Source organism: Lysinibacillus parviboronicapiens (assembly GCF_003049605.2).
Lineage (GTDB): Bacteria > Bacillota > Bacilli > Bacillales_A > Planococcaceae > Lysinibacillus > Lysinibacillus parviboronicapiens.
The window spans coordinates 1,489,740-1,511,398 of sequence record NZ_CP073713.1 but is presented as its reverse complement, the minus strand read 5'-3'; the positions used below and the strand labels follow the sequence as shown (position 1 = coordinate 1,511,398).

Below are 21,659 nucleotides of genomic sequence, written 5' to 3'. Positions count from 1 at the left end.
GGATATCTCTTTTATATTTCACACTTCCTCACGTTTTGTCAAATAACTATGATATTTTCCTACACTAGACAGTAAAATCACCATGCTTCCTATTGCTAAAATGCCCATTGTACTTGTGGCCACCCACTGTGAAGCACCTATAGAAAGTAGCGTAAAATGGATGATTAAAATAAATAACAGCAACGGAAAGCCATAAAGTAGACTAATTAGAACGTTAGGATTTGTTTTCACAGCCTCGGATGGATTTTTCCAATTTAGTAACGGATGTCGCATATCATAAATTGGCGTTAATAAATTGTAATTGATAATGAACAACAAAGTTATGCTCAGATAAAAAATGTCTAAAGTATTGATGCCACGAAATAATAGATAAATGCCATAACTACATAGCACCGCTAGAGCACTAATGAATGAAGAGATTGTGACTTTGGCGAAAAATACTTTTCTTCGATCTAACGGTAGCGCAATACACGTTGTAAAATGTACCCCTTCTCTTGAATAGGGCGTTCCACTTATATTATTTACACAGCTTACACATACAATCATGTAAGCAAAGATGGGAATATCATTACTTAGGTTTAGTGGCACCCCACTCCAATTAAATTGAATAAGAATTAGATATATACCTGTAAAGATGGGGGATAATAGCAAGCCTAGCACTACTTGCATCATAAAATATGGTTCTGATTGAATAACCCAATATTCACGTTGCAAATAAAAACCCCAACTTGTTTTTGCATGAAACAACCTCGCTTTAGCTTTATGTTCCACACTGTTTACGAGGAAAGCATTATTATGGTAACTGCTCGTTAAATTCTTTACACTGGCTATAAATAAAAGAATACAAATACTTAGTAAGAGCAAGTAATAACTAACGCTATTTTCCATTGTATAAGGCATTATTATCATCTTGAAGAATAACTGTTGTGTGGCAAAGCTATACCCTATGTCCAAGAAATCTACAAATGAAGTGGCTAGCGTTGACAGTGTTGAAATATTTAAGTTCTTAATTAACATTGTCATCTCCTCATACTTATCGCTTATAAAGTACACGAAGGGAGCTAAGCCAATTAGTAACACAATGCTAAGCCTTATAGATAAATATATTACTGCATGAGAAAATTTGCGTTGCAAACGACTTAGGATGGATAGTACAAACAACAGGGATAGCGCTACAAAGATATTCAGCAAAGGTAAAAACGTTAAAAAAGTAACGGCTACAGTCCATTTAAAATTTATCAGTACTATTATAATAGTTGGAATGTGAAGAATACTCCCTACTATCAACGGTAATGCTAGACCACTTATTAGTTTAGCTCTGACGATTTCTTTAGGTGATAGTGGTAGACTTGCTAGTATCATAAAGTCACGCTGGCTATATACAATCGAAATTGCAAAATATGCTGTTAATATATAGAGAACCACGTTAGATAGCACAACATGATAAAATAAGTACTCCTCTGCAGTTCCCAAAAAATAAATCATGACATTAAGCCCTAAATACTGTACTGCTAAATAACATATAGCAAGAACTAACATTACTTGAAGCATCGGTTGCTGTGGCCTTGTATATGCAGATGTCAAAAAGATTTTTACGAGCTGAAAATTAAGCTTCATAGGCTTGCTTCTCCATGAAAACCATTTCTAAGTTTCCTTCTTGCAATAGCTTCTCTAGAGACTCATGCAATACAATTTCGCCATCTTTTAACAGGGCGATCGATTTGCAGATTTTTTCGGCAACATCTAATAAATGTGTAGAGAAAAGTACGGTTCCTCCACCTTCTATGTATTCTTTCATACAATTTTTAAATGCTACTACAGCAAGCGGATCTAAACCGTTCAAGGGCTCATCCATAATGAGTACTGGCGGACTAATCGTATAAGCCGTAATGAGCGCCATTTTATGAAGCATTCCATAAGAATACGTCCCCATTGGTTTATAGATACTATTCTCCATACCAAATGCCTTTATCAAGTTATCTAGCTTTCCTTTGTCCTCTACTTCATATAATGTTAAAACATACTTTATCCAGTCATATGCAGAAATATTGTTAAACACTTGAATAGTATCTGGGATAAAATAAAACTGTTTTTTATATTTAACATCATGAGATTTAGGAATATCATTAATAACTATAGCTCCATCGTCATATCTTTCTAAACCGGTAATACAATGTAGTGTTGTTGTTTTACCTGCCCCATTTGCTCCAACAAACCCTAAAACTTCACCTTGTTGAAGCTGTAATTCTACGCCTTTTAGCACTTCATGTTGTCCATACTTTTTCTTTAGATTACGTATAGTTAACACGCTCACACCTACTATCTATCAAAATTTCTTTTTCGCTATCCAATAATGCATCGTCAATGTCATGCCTAAAATAACAAGAAATGTAACTAGTAAATTAAGTTCCCACCAAGCACCAACACTGCCTGTAATTAGAACACTCGATGCACGCAAACTAAAACCAGCTGGATTAAATATATCCAAGACGGGATGTAGCCCAGCAATCAAACGACAAAGTAATAACATGACAATACTTACTAATGCAATAACAGCAGGGCTATTAAAGAATGTACTTAACATCGTTACGAATGTAATGATAAATAACAACCATAGACAGTACAGTGCAAATGCTAAAATTACCTGAGAAATGGGTACAGGAGAAAATAAAAACACTGTATAGCCATATGATGCTATATAGCCAATGGCCAAACTAAAAACCGCCAACAAATAATGTGTTGCTATTTTACTGCCTAGATAACTTGAAATAGACACAGGTCTTGTCAAAATAAATGCCAACATGCCATTGGCTTTTTCTGCTTGAATAACACTCATAGCTGCAACGATAATGATAATAATGCCCAACTGGTCAAACTGTGAATTTAATGTCGAAGCTAGTACTTCTTGACCCTCGGGTTTTGCCATTGTTGGATCAATCATAATCCCTTCCACTCCACCAAGTGACTTTAAAATCATCGGCAGATAATACATCATGATTGGTTGCGTAAGACCTAGTAACATAAAAACAATAGGTAACCACAGTATTTTATATTCTTTCACCATTTGACTGAACTCTTTTTTACTTAATACTGCAAAAGTATTCATACATCCACCACCAATGTTAAAAATGTATCTTCTAAACTCTCTTTAACGCCTATTTCAAACTTTGTAAAAGCTATTTTTTGATCTATAGCATTTTGTAATAATCGATAGGCATCCACTTGCACTTGCTCGACATGAATTTTAAAGCCCTCTTCGTAGTTTTCAACTTTCTTTACATAAGGTAATTGCGCCACTTTTTCGAGCCAGTCGACATCATCTTTTTGTAGTACTAGATAAATAGCTGATTCTTGATTTCGATGAAGCAACTGCTCTTTTGTAGCGTCTTCAATTTTCTGTCCATCTTTGATGACAACAAAACGTTCACAGATTTCTTCAGCATCTCCCAAGATATGTGTAGACAACAAAATCGTCGTTTCACTTTTTATCTCCTTGAGTAAATTCAACACTTCTCTTCGTCCTATTGGATCTAAGGCAGATACGGGTTCATCCATGATAATCAAGGTAGGCTTATGGAGCAACGCTTGTGCAATACCTAAACGCTGCTTCATGCCACCTGAAAATGCACCAACTTTTGACTGTGCTTCTTTCGATAGCCCCACCTTTGATAAGATTAGCGGAATATCTTTGTGCAATTGTTTTTTCGAAATACCGGACAGCGTTCCCATAAATAGTAATGTGTCATAGGCTGTCATCCAAGAGTAGAAATTGGGGTATTGAGGCAAATAGCCAATTTGATTTTTCTTCTTAGATATATTTTGTCCATCAAGAACAATACTCCCCTCATCCGCATAGAGAATATCTGCAATAATTTGAATTAACGTCGACTTCCCTGCCCCATTTGGTCCGATTAATCCTACACACTCATTCTCTTCAATGACCATCGAAAAATGATTGACAGCCGTTTTATGCTTAAACTTTTTTGTTACATTATTGATTTCTAAGCGCACGTTCGTTTACATCCTTTCTGCCAATCGTAAAATATAAAATCGGTCCAATTGTATTAAATAACACAATCACAATCGTCCACATAAGTACGTTTTCTCTTACTTTTCGATAACGATATAAATCAATTAGAGCAATCAAAATCAATAAAAATCCAACAAGTAAAAACGGAATCAAGATGGGTAGAATACTTGCCCAATCAATATGACTTAATTCATCGAAACCATAGTGTAACTTCATAGCTGTTCACCTCATTCATTATCATTATCAATAATGATAACAAAAGACCTTACGAATTGCATTACTTTTTTACACTATACATTTGAATTAATTTATATTATATTTTTTGATAACATTCGCAACTTATATAATTAAGTTGTTTTTTTCTTATTTACACAGCGTTCAAGCTTAATGGAGGAGTTAAATATGCGGAATAAAGCAGAAGTTTTAATGCATCCTGTGAGAATGAAAATCTTACAGGCACTTATGCAAAACAAAGAAGATGGCTTAAGTACATTAGAGATGAATAAAGTGATTAAAGATGTTCCACAGGCGACCTTATACCGACATATTCAGATTTTAACAGATGAAAGTATTATTAAGATTGTCAAGGAACGAAAAGTGCGTTCAGTCGTTGAGAAATTTTATGCATTAAATGAGGATGCAGCACGACTAAATCCGGAGGACTGGCAGCATCTATCCCAAGAACAAAAGCTAAACTATATTTCCTACTATCAATTAGTCTTACTAACGCAATACCAACATTATTTAACCTCAATTGCGGAAACACAACATGTTGAAGATACCGCGACATTTTCATTTGTAGATTTAACTTTATCAAGCGAGCAATTTATGCTTTTTCAACAAGACCTCAATAATTTAATGACTAAATATTATAAAATGGGCACGTTAAATGAGCAGACAGAAACAAAAACCATTGCTTTCAACATTATTCCGAAGCCATAGCTTTCAATTGACCTAAAAAAAATATTACAATAGTAAAGTACTTTTTAGAGAAATAACTTATCGGGAAAAGAAATGGAGAAGATTTATGAAAAAAAGAAAGTTAGTACAAAACATTCGTAAAATTATTATGATTGTCATTGGTGCAGTCATTGCAGCTTACGGGCTAGAGGCCGTGTTAATCCCCAATAATGTCATCGACGGTGGTGTCACAGGGCTTAGTATTATGGGCGCGCATCTATTTGGGATACCGTTAGGCGTATTACTCTTTGTCTTGAATATTCCCTTTGTATATTTAGGCTATAAACAGGTCGGGAAAACATTTGCCCTAATGAGTATTGTCGGCATTGCGGCGTTATCCATTTCAACAGTACTTTTACATGATGTGAAGACGATTTTAGGGCCTGATGATTCCTTATTAATCGTATTAGCTGGTGGTATTTTGCTTGGTGTCGGGATTGGAATTGTTTTACGGAATGGCGGGGCTTTAGATGGCTCTGAGGTTTTAGCCGTTTTACTATCGCGTAAAATTCCATTTTCAGTCGGCGATATTATTTTATTTATTAATGCCTTTATTTTTATTGGCGCTAGTTTTATTTTCGGACTTGAAAGTGCCTTATACTCAGCTTTAACGTACTACATTGCAAAAAATGTGATTGATATTATTCAAGTTGGTTTAGAAAAATCGAAATCTGTTCGTGTTGTAAGTTCAAAATCAGAGGAAATTGGAGACGCTATTCAATCCCGCTTAGGACGCGGCGTTACCTATACACAAGGACGAGGCGGTTTTTCGAACGAGTCTACAGAAATTTTAAACTGTGTCATTAACCGTATGGAAGAAAATAAACTTGTATCGATTATTAAAGATATCGATGAAGGGGCTTTTGTCGTCATTTCAGACGTTTCAGAGGTTCGCGGCGGTAACTTTAAAAAACGCGATATTCATTAGTACAACAAGTGAGCAGGTCCTCAATAACCTACTCACTTGTTTTTTGGTTTCACTACATCATTTTAAGCATCGATGGGAATTAAACGTTAAGTTGCTCATTAGCTAGGCTGACACCATGGGTATTTTATTATTCACGTATAATTTTCAACTGTATTTTTTCATATTTCATTCCGCTAATCCGTCAGCAAGCGCCCATTAAAACACTACCGTTGCACCGATTAAAGCGTACGGATAGCTGCCTGTTGCACTAGCCAATATTCCTGCTAGTGAAGGACCGAGCTTCTGTCCTCAGGCATAACCCGTAGTTAGAAAACCTAAATTTGATGGCTATTGACTGGCAAACCTCCGGGAAATTGGAAAATCATTTCTTGTACGTTGATATCCAAATAATCTCAGCCCTTTCACTTAATGTCAGACTTTATTATTAATAGTTTCGTGTTGTTTGTAAATATCGTTTACAATGCATAAACAAATGTTTACATACATTTTACAATTAATCCAAAGAAACGACATATCGCTATAAAATAATTAATCCTACTAATAAAAAAGAAACAAAAAACATTCTATAGTCTTCCCATGTTTTTTTAAACCAAACTATAAATCAATATCGCTGTAAGAAATATTGATGGCCTGTCTAAACAACAAGTGCTAAAAATTTTCTCTCCATCCTTTCCCCTTCACATTCCTGCTGATCAGATTTATATGCAAACTTTTTCTTGCTCGTCGAACTAACAAGAATTGTAAAATATAGCCAGTTTATTTCGCTAAATTTCTCAAAGGAAAGGGATTACCATAGGCTCTTTTGTTACGAATATGCTAATATTGAATACTAACTAAAACATATAAAGCATCACAGACTTAGTTATTTGATACTTACCTAATTTGAGCTTTCAAATTTATTTTGCAAATGACTAGTGCCATATAATCACCTTTTATAAATCTATATTTTTAAAAAAGAGGAGAATGAAATGGACTTATTTATTGCTAGTGATCGTCAACTGCCCATCCGTTATTATGTTAATGAAGCGATTTGGATTCGTCGCGGTTGTTGCTATTTACCTCAATTAACTTTACCATTTTTTGTAGAGGTAGAAATTAAAAACAGCCTCAACTTACAAATAATCAATGAATATATTCAAGAATTTCAACGACAATACAAACAAACAGAAATTCAAATATTAATCAAGGACACAAATATATTAATAGAAATGTTAGAAACTCTTCCTCAAAAGATGCCATCAAATCCAAATCACCTTCTAAAAATTGAAAGACTATAGTAGGAGTCGGTACATCACCATTGCATCATCTATCATTGCTGACTTCGTCTATATAACGATACAGCGTTGACTTACTAATTCCCGCCTGATTCTTAATTTCGAGCAGTGTATACTGCTTGCTTTTATACATAGCAAACGCCTTTAGCAGATTTTGATAAAGCAAAAAGTGATTTTCTCCATGTTAGCTCGGCTGAAGGCTTAGCGTTAGAACGTCGTCATAAATTAGCGCCCATAGAGCAAATGCTCCAAGCCACTAACATTTCCTACACAACAACTATCCTGAAAGGTTTGCCAGGTCCCGAAATTATCCGTTACGCAAATGAATCGAAGGTGGAATTAGTTGTCATTGGTAGTCGTGGATTAAACCCGCTACAGAAAATGGTATTGGGCAGTGTTAGCCATAAGGTCATGAAAAGCGTGTATTGTCCTACATTAATAGTGAAAACTACTTACGCAGATTGGTAGAAAAAGATAAAAGGTCTTGGGTTGCTTAGAATTCCGAGACCTTTTGATTTGAGAACTATGGAAAAATGTATGACATCAACTTGCGCACTTTGTTAAGCATGTGCATTCAGCCAGTTTTTGATATCACCTGCACAATATTCCCCGATTGCTCAACCTAGTTACGGGCATAGCTTGTTCCACGGACAAGGCAAATCAGCCTGCATCCTACTTGCGAGGTCTAGCTGACTCGTTCTTCAGCAGGTGTTAGTATTTACTGTAGATTTATACAACGGCTCTCCATGGACTACTATTTAGAAGATTTGTTTAGCTCTTTACAGACTACTCTGTGGAAATTGGCAACAAGATTAAAAACTGTAATATCCCCTCTTGATAATTTGCTCGAATTTCCCCCGCATGTAGTTCAACAATACTTTTCGCGATGGCAAGCCCAAGCCCTGAGCCCTCAGAGACACTTGTTCTCGATTGATCTTTTTTATAAAATCGTTCAAATAAGTTCCCTAATTCTTCGTTCGTAAACGGTTCACTATAATTAGAGACGCAAATTTGCAGGCTATTTTGTTGTTTTTTTACAGATACTTTAATTTCTCTTCCACTCGTACTATATTTGATGGCATTCATTAATAAATTATCAAACACTCGCACTATCTTTTCTGAATCGACCGAAGCATATAGGCGCTCTTCCAGAAAATTTTTTTCAAATTCCAGATTACGTTCCTCCGCCTGTGGAACCAATTCTTCTATCAGTTGATCTAGTAACTCATTGATACATACCTTGTGCTGGTTTAATATGATATTGTCGTTCGTAAGTTTCGTGTACTCAAATAAATCATCTATTAGATTTTTTAACTGCTCTGACTTTGAAAAAGCAATCTTTATATACTCCTCATATTGCTCTCTATTGTCATATCTCCCCTCTCTTAATAAACGTAAATACCCCATAATAGACGTTAAGGGGGTCCGCAAATCATGTGATACATTGGTAATTAATTCATTTTTTTGTTTTTCAATTCTTCGTTCCTTTTCAATATTTATCATAATTGCTTCAGCCATATGATTTACATTCTCTGTTAATAATGCTATTTCATCCATCCCTTTTTTCTTTATTCGATAGGATAAATCCCCTTTCGCAATTTCCCTAACTCCCTTCGCCAACTCCTCAATTTGATTCATTTTTCGTTTCGTTATATAGAAGAAGGAAAAGGTAAAAACAGCAATTGCAATAAATAAAGGGATAAGACCCTCTGTCGAACTTGCGATTACCATCCCCTCCGGAATACCACTGACAAACAAATATAAGTTTTCACCTTCTATGATTAATGGATAAAATGCAATAAATTCTTGCGCGGAGTGCTCGATTGCTGGTATCTCATAAACATAGAGCGGATGGTTTGTCGCAAAATCCATTACATTACGAATTTTATTATGCACATTGATTTGTTGCTCTTCCATTTGTTTTGTTTTGTATAAAACCTTGCCGCTCTCATCGGTTACAAACACTTTCAATGCACGCTGTTTCATTTCAAGCTTTACATTTTCTGATTCAATCATTTGCTGTAAAGTTTCTACACTATTTTCATCAATAGCTAAATCTGCCGCACGCTGCGCTTGAAGATTTATCTGTTGCATTCCTTGACTATAGTCAATGGTAGCTGTTTGTTTTATATTCAAAATAAACGGAATTGATGCTTTAGCTGCAAGTAAACCCAAAAAAGCACAAAGAATAAATGTCGTTAATAGTTGAATTCTAATGCTTTGTCGAATTTTTTTTAGAGCATTTACAATGAACTTTTTTAGTTTGTTGAATAAGTAAGGGCTTAGCTTAATGATCTTTTTCAATTTTATAACCTACTCCCCAAACGGTTTTGATATACTGAGGATTTCTCGGATTACTCTCTATTCGCTCCCTTATTTTCCTTATATGTACCATCACTGTGTTATCTGATTGAAATGCTTCCTCTTGCCATACTCTTTCATAAATTTGTTGTGCACTCATTACAATACCTTGATTGTGTGCGAGTAATTCCAAAATGGAAAATTCACGAGGTGTTAACTTCACCTTCTGCCCAGCGACGGCTATTTCATGTGTCGCTATGTTGATTCGCATATCGCCAATCTCTATTTCATGTGCATCCTGTATTTCCGCACTACTCATTTTCAAATACCTTCGAAGCTGCGATTTTATACGAGCAATTAACTCCAACGGGTTAAAAGGTTTTGTCACATAATCCTCGGCCCCCATTGTTAAACCAACAATTTTATCCATATCTTGCGTTTTTGCCGATAGCATAATAATCGGCATCTCAGCTATTTCTCTTACTTTTCTACACATCTGGATACCATCCACATGCGGCATCATGACATCTAAAACAATTAAGTGTACCTTGTGTTGTTTTAACAGCAATAGACCTTCCTCTCCATCACTTGCTTGTAAAACTTCATAGCCCTCATTTTTTAAATAAATGGTGATTAGATCCCTAATTTCTTTTTCATCATCCACTACCAGTATCGTTTCTTTCGTCATACTATCCCACCAATTTCTAGATTAATAATTTATAGTTAACCATTATTTCTCTTTACTTTTAACATTTTCGATAATTTTCGTTTATAACAATAATAAATAATCCACCCGAACATAACGATTATGCCAAAATATACACCATATTGCGTAGCAAGCCTGCCAATCAGTTCCATTTGTTTTCCAAAGAAAAAGCCAAGTGTAAAATATATCATTGTCCATACAAAGCCCGCTGTGTAAGAATACAATGCATAAATTTTAAATGACATGTTATTCATGCCAACTAAATAAGGAATAATGTGCCTAACTACTGGAATAAAATAACTTATCACTAAAGCAAAATGCCCGTACTTGCTGATCATGTCCTTTGATTTTATAAGGTATTTAGCTTTGTTCTTTTTCACCAATTTATCAAGAACTTTAAGACCAAACACTTTTCCAAGGACATACCCTAACGAAAGCCCTGATACAACACCTAGGTAAGTTAAAATAAAAGCCGGAATAACACCCATTTTTTCTAAAGATGACAAAAACCCACCACTCATGACAATCATCTCATCAGGAATGGGCATGCCGACGATGCCAAGCCAAAGGCTAAAAAATAACGCAAAATAACCATAATGTTCAATAAATGCCATTAAATCTTGTAGTTCCATTACTTACTTATCCTCTGACTTCCTTTTTTTGCAACTTAACACATAGGCAGGTGGAAGATTCACCCAAACCTTTTTCAATGAAATGTCGTCAAAAAATTTTTGGATAAAGGATTTTCTAATGAGTGAATATTGAAAAGTAATAAATTCACCATTCTCTTCCAATGTGTCATGTACACTATTTAAAATTCGAGACGATACTGCCGGTTCCAAAGAGGTAAAAGGTAAGCCTGATAATATATAGTCTATTTTTTTAATATGTAATGACGTCACATACGTACGTAGATTTTCAGCAGATCCATGTATGACAATGACACTTGAATCATCTTGATATTTTTTCTTTAATGCAGTAGAAAACACTTCATTATTTTCGATTAGCACGAGTTTCGTTTGCTGTCCTTTTCGTTTGACAATCTCTTTTGTAAAAGAACCTGTGCCAGGTCCTAATTCAACAATACATTGTGCTTCATGACAACTAATGGATTCCACCATTTTTTTCGCTAATAATTTCGAACTCGGTGAAATCGCGCCTGTATTTTTTGGATGTTTAATAAATTCGGTAAAGAATGTTATAAATTGCATCTACTAACTCCCTGTATTATGTCTTGTAAGATAACTCTTACTATAGGGAGCATTTCTTAATAAATTGCATGGGTATTTCTTAAGTTTTTCTTAAGTGCCAAAAATAACAATTTTTTGTAATCATAAACAGGTCATTTTATCTATACACTTTATGTAAGTGAATTATCTCTTTTTTATAAGCAGCTAGAAATTATTTCCCTCTTAAAATAGGCATACAATTGCATTCACTTGAATAGAAACCTATATAGAGAGAAATGTAAATCTAGCTAAAGAATAATAAAGTGGGGTGTAAAAGAATGCTTGAAATAAGTAATGCAAAAGAGATGGTACTTGAAATTGTGCAACATGATCCCCTTTTTATCGTTATACAACATACGCCATTAGAAGAACAACTTTATAGTGATGTCTATTTAACACATATTCATGACAAAGAGCATTACTCCATCTCGGAGGTTGCCAATTGGTTTGAAATTACTGATGCGATGCTCCGTTATTACATCAAACCATTTGAGCAATATATTTTTGATAACACCACGATTAATCCGATCACTAATATACGTTTAAATCTCTCTGCCATATTAAGGCTACGCATGATTCTGCTGTTGAAGGACGAATACCGGGTGAAAGGTTTAAAACAGCTTTTAGGTATTGATGAAGATGGACAGCTCCTCAAACATCAAATAACTGCAACAACACTCGCTTCTACGGACGAACTGGCCAATAAAGTCGATGTGTTAGGGAATGTGTTGCAGCAAATGATGCAAACAGGACTTTTTGATATGCAAACAAGTGATAAGCAAGGTATTTTTCAAATTTCGATTAACCAAGATTTTCTCGCACAAAATATGCAATCTCTTTCCACCGAGTCAAATCATCAAATTATTGAAATTCAAAAAGAAACAGCAGACCTAAAAGATGAAAACGAAAATCTGCAAAAGCAAATACTAGAACTACAAGAGGGTAGTGTGAAGGATATTGTCAAAAAAATTCGTGAGCGTCATATAGAAAATGAAATTGTATCGACATTACGGACAGAAGCTTTACAGCAATTTTCAACGCACAATAAGGCAGGGTTTTTCGCTAAAGTTTTCCGTTCTTCTCAAATCGACATGGAAAAAGAAAAATTTGTTGTAGGCTATATTTCGCAACATTTAGAAGAACGATTAGAGAAAGCTTTAAGTGCTTACTATGAAACATAAACCGGTTATTGGTGCCAGGCACCCAAACAATTCCCACACAATTTGATCACTTCCTGATTGCCTGGCACCCAACCAACTGGCTCTTAGATTGCTATAAACTAGTCAAATGACGGAAAAAGCGTAATATGCGAAAGTGGATAGTCGCTAGTTCTTCAACATTAAAATCCTTGTCATCACTTTCTAACCATTCCTGTATCACACCTAGTATCGCTGATGTTAGAAAGGCTTGAAAATACTGCCTAAAGACCGGATCTAACACTTCAGCCTGAATTAAAGAGAGTTTTTCTAATAAGTTATCACTAAAGACTTTCTTCATCCTCTTACTAAAATCCGGACTCCCCTGCTCCCCAAGTATTACGCGAAAAGCTGTTGCATGCTCTTTAATAAAGTGAATGACAACGACAAATGGTTGGTAAAGTTGTCCGTTCTGTAAGGTGTGAAAGGCTTCTAGTGGTTGAACCTTTTTTACATAGCTCTCCAGTCCACTCAATAGCTCCTGCTGTAAATCCTCCATTACTTCAAATTTATCTTGATAATGGATATAAAAGGTTCCGCGGTTGATATTGGCTGTCAATGCGAGAGTTTTTACGGTTACTCGTTGGAAACCTACTTCTTCCATTTGTATCAGTAATGCCTTTTTGATGGCTTGCTTCGTTTCATAGTTCATTGTTTCATGCACTGACATGAAGAACTCCCTCCTTTGGTGCCTGGCACGCAAACAATTTCCACACAATTCACTTAACACTTTTTGTCATTGTGTTTATTGTATTTGCGTATATGCTAACGTAAAATTTTAATTGTATCAACACTGTGTTCAGTAAAGGAGAGTTGGATATGGGAGAAAATGCGATTACGTTAAGCGCCATCGAAAAACGTTTTCATCAGAAAGAAGTCATTGCCCCCCTTTCCTTAGAAGTTCCAACAGGGCAACTAATCGGTCTGCTTGGTCCTTCTGGCTGTGGGAAAACGACGTTAATCAAAATGATCATGGGGATGATAAAACCCGATAATGGGCGTATCCAAGTATTAGACTATGTAGTACCTCATAAACAGCTTCTCATAGACATTGGCTATATGGCACAATCGGATGCGCTTTATATCGATTTAACAGGTGCTGAAAATCTTCATTTTTTTGCCAAGCTATACCGCTTATCGAAAAAAGAGCGCGTGGAACGTGTAGCGTACGCTGCAAATCTTGTTCGTTTAACAGAGGATTTAAATAATAAGGTAGTGAATTATTCCGGTGGTATGAAGCGAAGACTGTCACTAGCGATTGCCTTAATACAAAATCCTAAGCTGTTAATCTTAGATGAACCAACAGTTGGCATCGATCCAGTATTGAAAAAAGAAATTTGGCAGGAGCTTATTCGCCTGAAAGAAAAAGAGCATAAAACCATTTTAGTGACGACGCATGCGATGGACGAGGCAGAACGCTGTGATCGATTAGCCATGCTAAGAAGTGGACAGATATTGGCACAGGGCACACCGCAAGAGTTAAAAGCACACTATCAGGCACAATATTTTGACGAAGTGTTTTTAAAGGCTGGAGGTGCTATCGTATGAGAATTGGCGCCATTGTGACAAGAATTATTCAGCAGATGATGCGCGATAAACGTACACTTGCACTGTTGTTTTGTGCACCGCTTCTTGTGCTATCCTTAATGTACTTTATTTTTAATAGCGATGAGTCAGAGGTAACGCTTATCGTATCACATGGTCCTGCACAACTAATTGAAAAACTTGAAGCTGCGGATTTTCATGTTATCGAAGATGATAATGTGACAATTACTCAATTAAAAGACAATCAATATGATGCATGGCTAGATATCCAGCAAAAACAAACAAAGTTGACATTATTAAATGATGATCCTTCCGCTGCTAAAGCTTTGCAAATGAAGCTTGCACAAGCACTACAGCCCGAGCTGGCTTCGTCGATGACATTCGTCACTGACTATGTATACGGTGACGAAGATACAGCCATTTTTGATATTTTTAGCCCTATGCTCATTGGCTTCTTTGTATTCTTTTTCGTCTTTTTAATTACAGGCATTGCGTTGTTAAAAGAACGGACTTCTGGAACATTAGAGCGATTACTAGCGACCCCCATTAAACGTTCTGAAATTGTTGCCGGTTATTTGGTGGGATATGGTCTGTTTGCCTTGGTTCAGACAATTATTATTGTACTTTTTGGCATCTATGTACTCGATATTGTTCATGTGGGCTCCATCTGGCTCGTGCTTCTTATCAATAGTTTAGTAGCCTTAGTGTCATTATCATTAGGGGCGCTGCTATCAAGCTTTGCTGCCTCAGAGTTTCAGATGATGCAGTTTATCCCGCTTGTCATTGTGCCGCAAGTATTCTTTTCTGGCATCTTCCCGCTCGATAGTATGGTTGAGTGGTTACAAAATATTGGTCGTATCATGCCTCTTTACTATGCAGCAAATGCCTTAAATGGCGTGATGTACAAAGGATTTACTTTTAGTGAAATTCTAGTTGATTTATTGGTACTTGCAGGCTTTGCTCTCCTATTTATCCTATTAAATATTATTAGCCTAAAAAAATATCGTTCATTATAATAAATCTCCACAGGTTCTGCCAGTTCGCACTGAGCAGGACCTTTTTATTGTCATTTCAAAGTATTCATAAACAAAAATAGAAAATTGTACCACTTTTCAAAAGCAATTGACTACAGATTAATTTATAATAATCTTACAAGTTAATCGAAAAACAACCCTTCGAATTTTTGTAGCGGGTCATGTCCGCACCAGGGGTCATTCATAAAAAAAGGGGTGTAAACATGAATACTATTATAGAATTGCAAAACATCTCTAAACAATATAAAGGCAAGAAAGTTTTAGAGAACATTTCATTGTCCGTTTATGCGCATCAGATTGTGGCACTTGTAGGAAAGAATGGGTCAGGCAAGAGCACGCTACTGAAAATTATAGGAGGCTTAGCGCATCCAGACACCGGTGTAATTGACAAGCATCTACCATCTCTAAACATCGGGTACGTGCCAGAGGTAACCCCTTCTCAAATTCTATTTACCCCACAAGAGTATCTGTATCATATGGGCACAATTAGTGGCATGTCTAGGAAGCAATTACAGCAACGAATCGATTATTTACTGACTATTTTTAATATGCAAGAGGCTCGCCATACGCGGATTGTCCATTTTTCTAAAGGCATGAAACAAAAAATCATGATTATGCAGGCCATGCTTGAAGAAAGAAATCTCCTTATTTTGGACGAACCATTATCAGGTCTTGATGCTAAGGCACAAAGTGATTTAGAAGATACACTAGCCTCTCTAAAAGACAATGGCTTAAGTATCTTGTTAACTTGCCACGAAACAAAATTACTAGAAAATCTCGTAGATCGGGTTTTAGTCATTCAAAATGGGCAAGTTAGTCAAACGAATCCATTACATGATACAGAAAATCACCAAAATAGAGTAATTTTTGAGATTTCCAGTCAAAAGTCACTGGAAGAACTATTGCCTTTTATTGAAATTCAACAACAGCGTTCCTTAAATAATGACATAAAGGAACTAGTAGTAACTGTTAAACAAGAGGATACAAACACACTCTTATTGGCATTGCTTCATCAAAATGCCTCCATTAAACAACTACTGCCTACAAATCGGAAGAAGGAAGAATTCTATACCCATTTCTAAATAAAGGGGAACTATAAACCGAGATGAAAAATTTATTGTGCTATCACTGTATCAATTATTTAAGAACTAAAAACTATATTCCACCTTTTTCAATTTTCATTTTGTTTATTGTGGTGAATTATACGTTTGTGCCTAATCCTATATTAGATAGTTATTCCTTTACATCTATCATGCTGTTCTTTCTGATGGGTTGGTTTACAATCACCGTATTTCACGCTGAGGAAGAAGGGCAAAAAGTCATTACCATACTCCATTCTAAAGGGCAAAGTGCGTATAACAGGTCACTTTTTATTGTTTGTGTAGCTATCGCTTTTTGTCTAAGCACGGTGTCAGTGATTTACCCTACTCTGATTGGAGCGTTTAGTGAACCGCCAAGCGTATTACATCTACTAATGGGTTTTCTATCTCACTTTAGTCTGTCTGTCCTAGCTATAGCACTATCGGCAATATTTACAAGAGAACTCATAAGAGACAGGCAAAATACTTGGTGGGGCGTTCTTAGTATCCTCATTATAGCTGTTGTAATTGCCACGTTAAAAAATGCAATCCTACAAGTGAAAGGTCTTATTTGGCTGCTCCCCCCTGTTCATCTAGTTTTAGAAATGATGAGCTCAGACGACAGTTTGAAATATATACCCACCGTTTTTTACTGGCAATTTGCTTGGATTTTTATTTATAGCATGTTATGGATCGGATTATTCTTTTTCTTCTTGCGTCACAAACGAAAATGGTAATCGTGTAAATTTGACAATAAAGGATTCAACGAACCATGCTTTAGAAATCCAAAGTGTTAATTGTTGAAGATGAAGATGATATTGCCAAGATAGTTAAAGATTATCTGCGTGTGCACAGCCAATATGTCTAACTCTGTAGAATTACAGCTGCCGACGTATCATGCAGACTACTCATCCTCCGAAATCAAGATGATTAATTTACAAAATGAAACTTTAGCAGACCATGTAGTAGATAATTGTAGAGTAAAAAAAATGCCCTCATTGTTGAATGATGGGGCATTTATAACGTATAGGCCGATTTACATATAGGTAATGTATATCTATTATGACTTAATAATTTGATTTTATAGGATTCTAGATTTTTTTACGTCAATCCGTAAGCCTCTTTCTATGTGTGGCAACAGGTTACATTTTTAATTCTTTTATCCCTTCTTTCAATGTGTCTGCATCTACTTTTAATGTTCTCCAGCTGTCTTTAGCTGCATTCAAATTAGGCAGTAAAAATTTGAATTTATTTTGATCGGCTTTTTCAGCTGCATTCTCAATATGTCTCAGCACGCCCGTATATTGAGAGTCTAAGTCATTCCATTGCGCAGACATATAAGTAAGAGCATTAATCGCATCATCGAGTGCATTATACATCTCACTAATACTATTATGCGCAACTCCAACTACACGGTTTAATGTTATTTTGTAATCAACTGTCTGTTGTAATTGTTTTAATAAAGGTTCTAATTGACTTAAATTCTCTTTTGCTATCCCCAGCATAATACCTCCGGCAATCAATGTAGGAATAGTAGGTACAGCTATTGTTATGATGCCATCAGATTCTAATTTTTTATAATAGTTTACTGATTCTAAAACTTCATTTAGGCGCTTTTGATCATCCTCAACCGCAGCCCCTTGGTTTTTTAAAATCGTCTGTAAGAGATCTTTATTATTTCCAAATGCTCTAACATCTTGGCCAATAGCGTCCCTTAATTTAATTAATTCGGCTATTAATTGTTGTGCATATTTTTGATTTAGTTGAATTTCACCTTGTAAATCAGAAATTCCTTCTATTAACGTCTCTCCATCTGCTGTATTAATGGCCTCTACAATTATGTCATAATAATTTTCAAATTTTGTATCGTATTCAATAATACCTGTCAATGTATCTATCAGCTGTTTTTTTACTTTTGTATCCCATGTAAGAGCGTGTGCTCTTGCATCCTTTTGATCTTGTACAATATTACCAGGTAAATCTGGATATCCATTAATATTAATACCTTCAAAGTTCACATCTGGATTCTTAATTAACATATAAGAATAGGCATTCATAGATTTCGCAAAAAGTCCTGCCTTTTGCAAGGTTTCTTTCATCTTCACTTCATTTGCAGAAAGAGACGTATCATCATTGTTAGTTTGCTCAATTTTGCTTGTAACTGCAAAAGCTGCTACTGGAGAGACTACAGAAGATGTTGTCAAGGTTAAAGCCGCAGATACAGCGAGTAGTTTGTAAAGAAGTTTATTATTCATTGTAAATTCCTCCTATCTATTTTTAATTCGTTAGTTCTTGTGTAAAAGCAATGTCTTTTGCAATAAACTCTGCATCTTTATGGATATCATTCCAGCTTTGTTTGGCTGCTTTTAAATCATCAGGTATTAAAGAGAGCTTATGGTCTTGCATTTGATCGATATTATCATATAAATCTTTATAATTTGCCCCCATTGTATGCCATTGAAGTTGAATATTTGTTAGAGACATTATCGCTTGATCTACTGTCTGATACAGATATGTCAGAGTGTCTTTTGTGTTAGTAAGTGAAATAACCGCTTGATTAGCAAGATCGGCTTTCATGCTTAATTCTCCGATTCTATGTGAAATTTCGTTATAGGCGTTCATGTGACTAGACGCCACAACACCAGCTGCTGTACCTAAACCAATGCCTGCTGCACCGAGAGCTGTAAGGCCACCCACAACAACTGGTGTCGCAGTACCACCAGTCACAACAATTACGACCCCTCCCGCAATAGTGCCAATAACTAAAATAGCTGCTCCCAATCCACCACCAATTGACCATGCTAATACATTGTCAAAATGTGCTTGCTGAGTAGCACGTAGTTGCTCAATTTCAGCTTGCAGTTGTGGAACCAGAGCTTGTTTTCCCGCCAATATTGCGGTTAACCCACCCTTGCCATCTGGACCACCCACATTATTTTTAAAATCTATAGTATTTGTATACAATTTTGTTTTGAAAGCTTCTAACATCTTAATGACTTCTGTCACTTCTTTTGAATTTATATCAATTGTACTGACTAAATCACTTATGCCTTCTTTTAGGCCTTCCTTATCTTTCTTTTGTGCAAAATCTACTAATGTGTCGTAATAATTCTGAAATTGTTCATCGTAATTGACAATATTACGCGCTGTCTTTTGAATCTTTGGTTTCGCTGTATCTAACCAATAATTTGCATTAATTCGAGATAGTTCCTGATTTAGGTGAATATTTTTAATTAAATCTCCCCCTTCTAAACCTAAATCAATATTAGATAGATTTACATTCGGTTGTTTAATCATTGTTTTCGCGTACAAATCCATCACAAGAATATGAGATCCTGTTTCAGCCAACGCTTTCTTCAATCCTTCAGGTCCTAGTTCATAATTCCCGTTTTTTTGTTCTTGAGCAATCTGTACTTGAACGTTCTGTTCTTGTGCAAGAGCATGAATAGAATTACTGTTAGTGGCAGTTATAACCGTTGCCAGAGTGACCACGGTCAACACTTTATATGGAAATTTTTTCATACTTTTTCCTCCCAATTTTTCGATAGGTCAATATAATTTTCTCAAATGCTAACGATTAAAATTTATTCACCTGTTCCTCAAGTTGACTTATGACATTTTTTAATCGTCTTAATGTATCTTTTTGAGACTGATTGCTAGTAGTATCAACATCCTTATATAACGTTGAGATACTATTTTTCATAAGATTCAAATCTTCTTTATAGCGTTTCATTAGGTCAAGTTCTACCTCCACTTGGTTAGCAAATGTATGCAAATCATGTTGCACAAGAAGAAGCATAGATTGTTGTAAATCTGCTATTGTTAGTTTCGTTGTTAGGTCATATAATTTTTGGTTTTGCTTCTCTAAATCATCTAAATATGCTCGCTGTTCCGCCATTAGTTTATTTACTTCAGCAAAGGTACTAAATGTTTTTTTGATTTTTTCTGGGTCAATTGCTTTCATCAGGTCGTACTCTTTCGTTTTTGTAGCTGCAGCTGCAGCAATTTCACCTTGTTTGTTTTTCTCAATTGCTTCACGCGCTTCTTTTTTGGCAGCTTCAATCTCTAGAGCAGACATACCCTTGTCTTTTGCTTCTTGCTCTGCTTTTTTCTCTGCTTCTAAAATAGCATTGTTAATTTCTTTTCCTTTGTTATACGCTGCTGCCGCTGTTTGAGCAGCTGGTTCAAGAATATCTTTTGAAAGACTATAAATTTCTTGGAATATTTTAAGGCCTTGTTCATTTAAGGCTCCTGGTACCAATGCTATTTGCTGTAAATTATGTTGAATAGATTTTTGAGTAGCTAGTAATTCATCTTTAAGCTTGTCTATTTTCCCTGTTCCCTCTGCACTTAGTATCCCCTGTGCTTTTGTCACATCAGTATCGAGCTCTTTAAGCTTTTTATCGAGCTGTAATTTTAGATCTGTTAACTCATTGATTTGGAGTTGCGCGTTGTCTTGGTTTGTCATCATCATTTCTTCAAGGACTTCCAGCCTATCCAGGAAACCTTCTTTATCTTCCTGATTGTCTACAAATCCTTTTAATGTTGGATAATAGCTATGAAATTTTGTGACAAATCCTTTACTTTTTGAATTTAGGAGTATTAATTTTGGATAAAGTTCCGATGACCATTCTTTCATATCTTGTTTGATGAGGAATTGCGCTGTATTTAAAGCTGGTACTTCCGCTAACTGAACATTAGGTTTCATTAAAGCTTGGTCTATATACATTTGAATCAATTTAGATTGTGCACCTAATTTTCTTAATGATGAGGAAAGAGCTATGTTCTCTTCTTGAATCTCTGCTTGCACTATAGGCGTTGCAAAAGTATGAATAGGAAGAACTCCCGAAGCAACTATGGATGTAACCATCAATCCTGTAATTATTTTCTTTTTCATTGTGTTTACCTCCCCTGTATAATTTTTATCATAAAAATTTAGTCGATTTCTTACACATTTTTAGCACCCCAATATACTGATAGTTTTAGGAAAAGCTTTGCTTGGAATAACGTTTTCCTATGATGTAAATTTTAGATATATTCACATTTTTTGGCAAACAACAGTGAAAATAATCTATTTTATGTACAAAATAGATTATTTTCACTGTTATTTTGATTTTAAAATAGATTAATATGAACAAAATCAAATTAAATATGTCATAATTTGTGGAAAATTATGAGATAGAAGCTAGAAAAATGACATATTTTTAGTTCTAGTGTAAAAACTAGGGAAACTGAAATGAATTTAGCGTTACTGCTAGTAATTACTCTAGACAGGACGTATTTGGTTTGGATAACAAATAAAAATATTATCTACCTGATATGATTAAATTAACTGTAAGAGGTACCTACAATACAACTTCCCTTGAGTCATATATCA

Annotated in this window: 21 protein-coding genes and 1 pseudogene; 9 read left to right on the top strand and 13 right to left on the bottom strand. The window is 35.4% G+C overall.

What is annotated here, in order from left to right; all coding sequences use genetic code 11:
* Positions 1-18 precede the first annotated feature (18 nt).
* The 5 genes from C9J31_RS07070 to C9J31_RS07050 are packed head-to-tail and all read right to left on the bottom strand — an operon-like array spanning position 19 to position 4,246.
* Positions 19-1,617 (bottom strand): hypothetical protein, encoded by a 1,599-nt coding sequence (locus C9J31_RS07070; RefSeq protein WP_107949608.1) that lies wholly within the window; start codon positions 1,615-1,617, stop codon positions 19-21.
* Complete coding sequence (locus tag C9J31_RS07065) at positions 1,607-2,308, bottom strand: ABC transporter ATP-binding protein (protein ID WP_193767067.1); 702 nt, start codon at positions 2,306-2,308, stop codon at positions 1,607-1,609. The genes C9J31_RS07070 and C9J31_RS07065 overlap by 11 nt, the downstream gene beginning before the upstream one ends.
* 18 nt (positions 2,309-2,326) lie before the next feature.
* Positions 2,327-3,106, bottom strand: a complete 780-nt coding sequence (locus C9J31_RS07060; protein ID WP_107924898.1) for an ABC transporter permease — start codon at positions 3,104-3,106, stop codon at positions 2,327-2,329.
* Complete coding sequence (locus C9J31_RS07055) at positions 3,103-4,011, bottom strand: ABC transporter ATP-binding protein (protein ID WP_107949612.1); 909 nt, start codon at positions 4,009-4,011, stop codon at positions 3,103-3,105. The genes C9J31_RS07060 and C9J31_RS07055 overlap by 4 nt, the downstream gene beginning before the upstream one ends.
* The gene (locus C9J31_RS07050) at positions 3,992-4,246 is read right to left on the bottom strand and encodes a PLDc N-terminal domain-containing protein (protein ID WP_054767878.1); all 255 of its coding nucleotides are present in this window, start codon (positions 4,244-4,246) and stop codon (positions 3,992-3,994) included. The genes C9J31_RS07055 and C9J31_RS07050 overlap by 20 nt, the downstream gene beginning before the upstream one ends.
* 186 nt (positions 4,247-4,432) lie before the next feature.
* Between C9J31_RS07050 and C9J31_RS07045 the strand changes: the two genes are divergently transcribed.
* From C9J31_RS07045 to C9J31_RS07030, 4 genes and pseudogenes are all read left to right on the top strand, one after another.
* Positions 4,433-4,972 (top strand): helix-turn-helix domain-containing protein, encoded by a 540-nt coding sequence (locus C9J31_RS07045; RefSeq protein ID WP_054767879.1) that lies wholly within the window; start codon positions 4,433-4,435, stop codon positions 4,970-4,972.
* A gap of 85 nt (positions 4,973-5,057) precedes the next feature.
* Positions 5,058-5,918 carry a YitT family protein gene (locus tag C9J31_RS07040; RefSeq protein WP_107949613.1) on the top strand — a complete coding sequence of 287 codons (861 nt, stop codon included), beginning with the start codon at positions 5,058-5,060 and terminating at the stop codon, positions 5,916-5,918.
* A 968-nt stretch (positions 5,919-6,886) separates the two neighbouring features.
* Positions 6,887-7,195 (top strand): hypothetical protein, encoded by a 309-nt coding sequence (locus C9J31_RS07035; RefSeq protein ID WP_235616302.1) that lies wholly within the window; start codon positions 6,887-6,889, stop codon positions 7,193-7,195.
* Between the two features lie 189 nt (positions 7,196-7,384).
* Positions 7,385-7,660: pseudogene (locus C9J31_RS07030) on the top strand (universal stress protein); the annotation flags it as partial.
* Positions 7,661-7,978: 318 nt separating this feature from the next.
* Here C9J31_RS07030 and C9J31_RS07025 read toward each other — a convergent pair.
* The 4 genes from C9J31_RS07025 to C9J31_RS07010 are packed head-to-tail and all read right to left on the bottom strand — an operon-like array spanning position 7,979 to position 11,410.
* Complete coding sequence (locus tag C9J31_RS07025; RefSeq protein ID WP_107949617.1) at positions 7,979-9,496, bottom strand: sensor histidine kinase; 1,518 nt, start codon at positions 9,494-9,496, stop codon at positions 7,979-7,981.
* A complete protein-coding gene (locus tag C9J31_RS07020) occupies positions 9,480-10,181 on the bottom strand; it encodes a response regulator transcription factor (protein ID WP_107949619.1) in 702 nt (233 codons plus the stop codon). The genes C9J31_RS07025 and C9J31_RS07020 overlap by 17 nt, the downstream gene beginning before the upstream one ends.
* Before the next feature lie 35 nt (positions 10,182-10,216).
* Positions 10,217-10,831 (bottom strand): DedA family protein, encoded by a 615-nt coding sequence (locus tag C9J31_RS07015; protein WP_107949621.1) that lies wholly within the window; start codon positions 10,829-10,831, stop codon positions 10,217-10,219.
* 3 nt (positions 10,832-10,834) lie between these two features.
* The gene (locus tag C9J31_RS07010) at positions 10,835-11,410 is read right to left on the bottom strand and encodes a class I SAM-dependent methyltransferase (protein WP_107949623.1); all 576 of its coding nucleotides are present in this window, start codon (positions 11,408-11,410) and stop codon (positions 10,835-10,837) included.
* Positions 11,411-11,706: 296 nt separating this feature from the next.
* Between C9J31_RS07010 and C9J31_RS07005 the strand changes: the two genes are divergently transcribed.
* Complete coding sequence (locus C9J31_RS07005) at positions 11,707-12,609, top strand: hypothetical protein (protein WP_107949625.1); 903 nt, start codon at positions 11,707-11,709, stop codon at positions 12,607-12,609.
* A 91-nt stretch (positions 12,610-12,700) separates the two neighbouring features.
* Here the strand turns inward: C9J31_RS07005 and C9J31_RS07000 are convergent, their stop codons facing one another.
* Positions 12,701-13,294, bottom strand: a complete 594-nt coding sequence (locus C9J31_RS07000; RefSeq protein ID WP_107949627.1) for a TetR/AcrR family transcriptional regulator — start codon at positions 13,292-13,294, stop codon at positions 12,701-12,703.
* Between the two features lie 149 nt (positions 13,295-13,443).
* On the opposite strand from C9J31_RS07000, the gene C9J31_RS06995 reads away from it, so the two are divergent.
* The 4 genes from C9J31_RS06995 (at position 13,444) to C9J31_RS06980 (ending at position 17,019) form a co-directional block, all read left to right on the top strand.
* Positions 13,444-14,172: an ABC transporter ATP-binding protein gene (locus C9J31_RS06995; protein ID WP_107949629.1), complete on the top strand. Its 729-nt coding sequence runs from the start codon at positions 13,444-13,446 to the stop codon at positions 14,170-14,172.
* On the top strand, positions 14,169-15,185 hold the full coding sequence (locus tag C9J31_RS06990) for an ABC transporter permease (RefSeq protein WP_107949631.1): 1,017 nt from the start codon (positions 14,169-14,171) through the stop codon (positions 15,183-15,185). The genes C9J31_RS06995 and C9J31_RS06990 overlap by 4 nt, the downstream gene beginning before the upstream one ends.
* Before the next feature lie 221 nt (positions 15,186-15,406).
* Positions 15,407-16,285 (top strand): ABC transporter ATP-binding protein, encoded by an 879-nt coding sequence (locus C9J31_RS06985; protein WP_107949633.1) that lies wholly within the window; start codon positions 15,407-15,409, stop codon positions 16,283-16,285.
* 23 nt (positions 16,286-16,308) lie between these two features.
* Positions 16,309-17,019: an ABC transporter permease gene (locus tag C9J31_RS06980; RefSeq protein WP_107949635.1), complete on the top strand. Its 711-nt coding sequence runs from the start codon at positions 16,309-16,311 to the stop codon at positions 17,017-17,019.
* 405 nt (positions 17,020-17,424) lie between these two features.
* Here C9J31_RS06980 and hblA read toward each other — a convergent pair whose 3' ends face one another.
* The 3 genes from hblA to hblC are packed head-to-tail and all read right to left on the bottom strand — an operon-like array spanning position 17,425 to position 21,179.
* Complete coding sequence (hblA, locus tag C9J31_RS06975) at positions 17,425-18,537, bottom strand: hemolysin BL binding component B (RefSeq protein WP_107924909.1); 1,113 nt, start codon at positions 18,535-18,537, stop codon at positions 17,425-17,427.
* Between the two features lie 22 nt (positions 18,538-18,559).
* Positions 18,560-19,804: a hemolysin BL lytic component L1 gene (gene hblD, locus C9J31_RS06970; protein ID WP_107949637.1), complete on the bottom strand. Its 1,245-nt coding sequence runs from the start codon at positions 19,802-19,804 to the stop codon at positions 18,560-18,562.
* Between the two features lie 55 nt (positions 19,805-19,859).
* Positions 19,860-21,179, bottom strand: coding sequence for a hemolysin BL lytic component L2 (hblC, locus tag C9J31_RS06965; protein WP_107924911.1), 1,320 nt, complete (start codon positions 21,177-21,179; stop codon positions 19,860-19,862).
* Between the last annotated feature and the right edge of the window lie 480 nt (positions 21,180-21,659).

Excerpts from the sequence above, each read along its gene's own strand:
- C9J31_RS07035 (WP_235616302.1), top strand. The coding sequence starts at position 6,887 with ATGGACTTATTTATTGCTAGTGATCGTCAACTGCCCATCCGTTATTAT.
- C9J31_RS06990 (WP_107949631.1), top strand. The coding sequence starts at position 14,169 with ATGAGAATTGGCGCCATTGTGACAAGAATTATTCAGCAGATGATGCGC.
- C9J31_RS07015 (WP_107949621.1), bottom strand. The coding sequence starts at position 10,831 with ATGGAACTACAAGATTTAATGGCATTTATTGAACATTATGGTTATTTT.
- hblD (WP_107949637.1), bottom strand. The coding sequence starts at position 19,804 with ATGAAAAAATTTCCATATAAAGTGTTGACCGTGGTCACTCTGGCAACG.
- C9J31_RS06995 (WP_107949629.1), top strand. The coding sequence starts at position 13,444 with ATGGGAGAAAATGCGATTACGTTAAGCGCCATCGAAAAACGTTTTCAT.
- C9J31_RS07005 (WP_107949625.1), top strand. The coding sequence starts at position 11,707 with ATGCTTGAAATAAGTAATGCAAAAGAGATGGTACTTGAAATTGTGCAA.
- C9J31_RS07010 (WP_107949623.1), bottom strand. The coding sequence starts at position 11,410 with ATGCAATTTATAACATTCTTTACCGAATTTATTAAACATCCAAAAAAT.
- C9J31_RS07020 (WP_107949619.1), bottom strand. The coding sequence starts at position 10,181 with ATGACGAAAGAAACGATACTGGTAGTGGATGATGAAAAAGAAATTAGG.
- hblA (WP_107924909.1), bottom strand. The coding sequence starts at position 18,537 with ATGAATAATAAACTTCTTTACAAACTACTCGCTGTATCTGCGGCTTTA.
- C9J31_RS06980 (WP_107949635.1), top strand. The coding sequence starts at position 16,309 with ATGAAAAATTTATTGTGCTATCACTGTATCAATTATTTAAGAACTAAA.
- C9J31_RS06985 (WP_107949633.1), top strand. The coding sequence starts at position 15,407 with ATGAATACTATTATAGAATTGCAAAACATCTCTAAACAATATAAAGGC.
- C9J31_RS07070 (WP_107949608.1), bottom strand. The coding sequence starts at position 1,617 with ATGAAGCTTAATTTTCAGCTCGTAAAAATCTTTTTGACATCTGCATAT.
- C9J31_RS07060 (WP_107924898.1), bottom strand. The coding sequence starts at position 3,106 with ATGAATACTTTTGCAGTATTAAGTAAAAAAGAGTTCAGTCAAATGGTG.
- hblC (WP_107924911.1), bottom strand. The coding sequence starts at position 21,179 with ATGAAAAAGAAAATAATTACAGGATTGATGGTTACATCCATAGTTGCT.
- C9J31_RS07050 (WP_054767878.1), bottom strand. The coding sequence starts at position 4,246 with ATGAAGTTACACTATGGTTTCGATGAATTAAGTCATATTGATTGGGCA.
- C9J31_RS07040 (WP_107949613.1), top strand. The coding sequence starts at position 5,058 with ATGAAAAAAAGAAAGTTAGTACAAAACATTCGTAAAATTATTATGATT.
- C9J31_RS07045 (WP_054767879.1), top strand. The coding sequence starts at position 4,433 with ATGCGGAATAAAGCAGAAGTTTTAATGCATCCTGTGAGAATGAAAATC.
- C9J31_RS07000 (WP_107949627.1), bottom strand. The coding sequence starts at position 13,294 with ATGTCAGTGCATGAAACAATGAACTATGAAACGAAGCAAGCCATCAAA.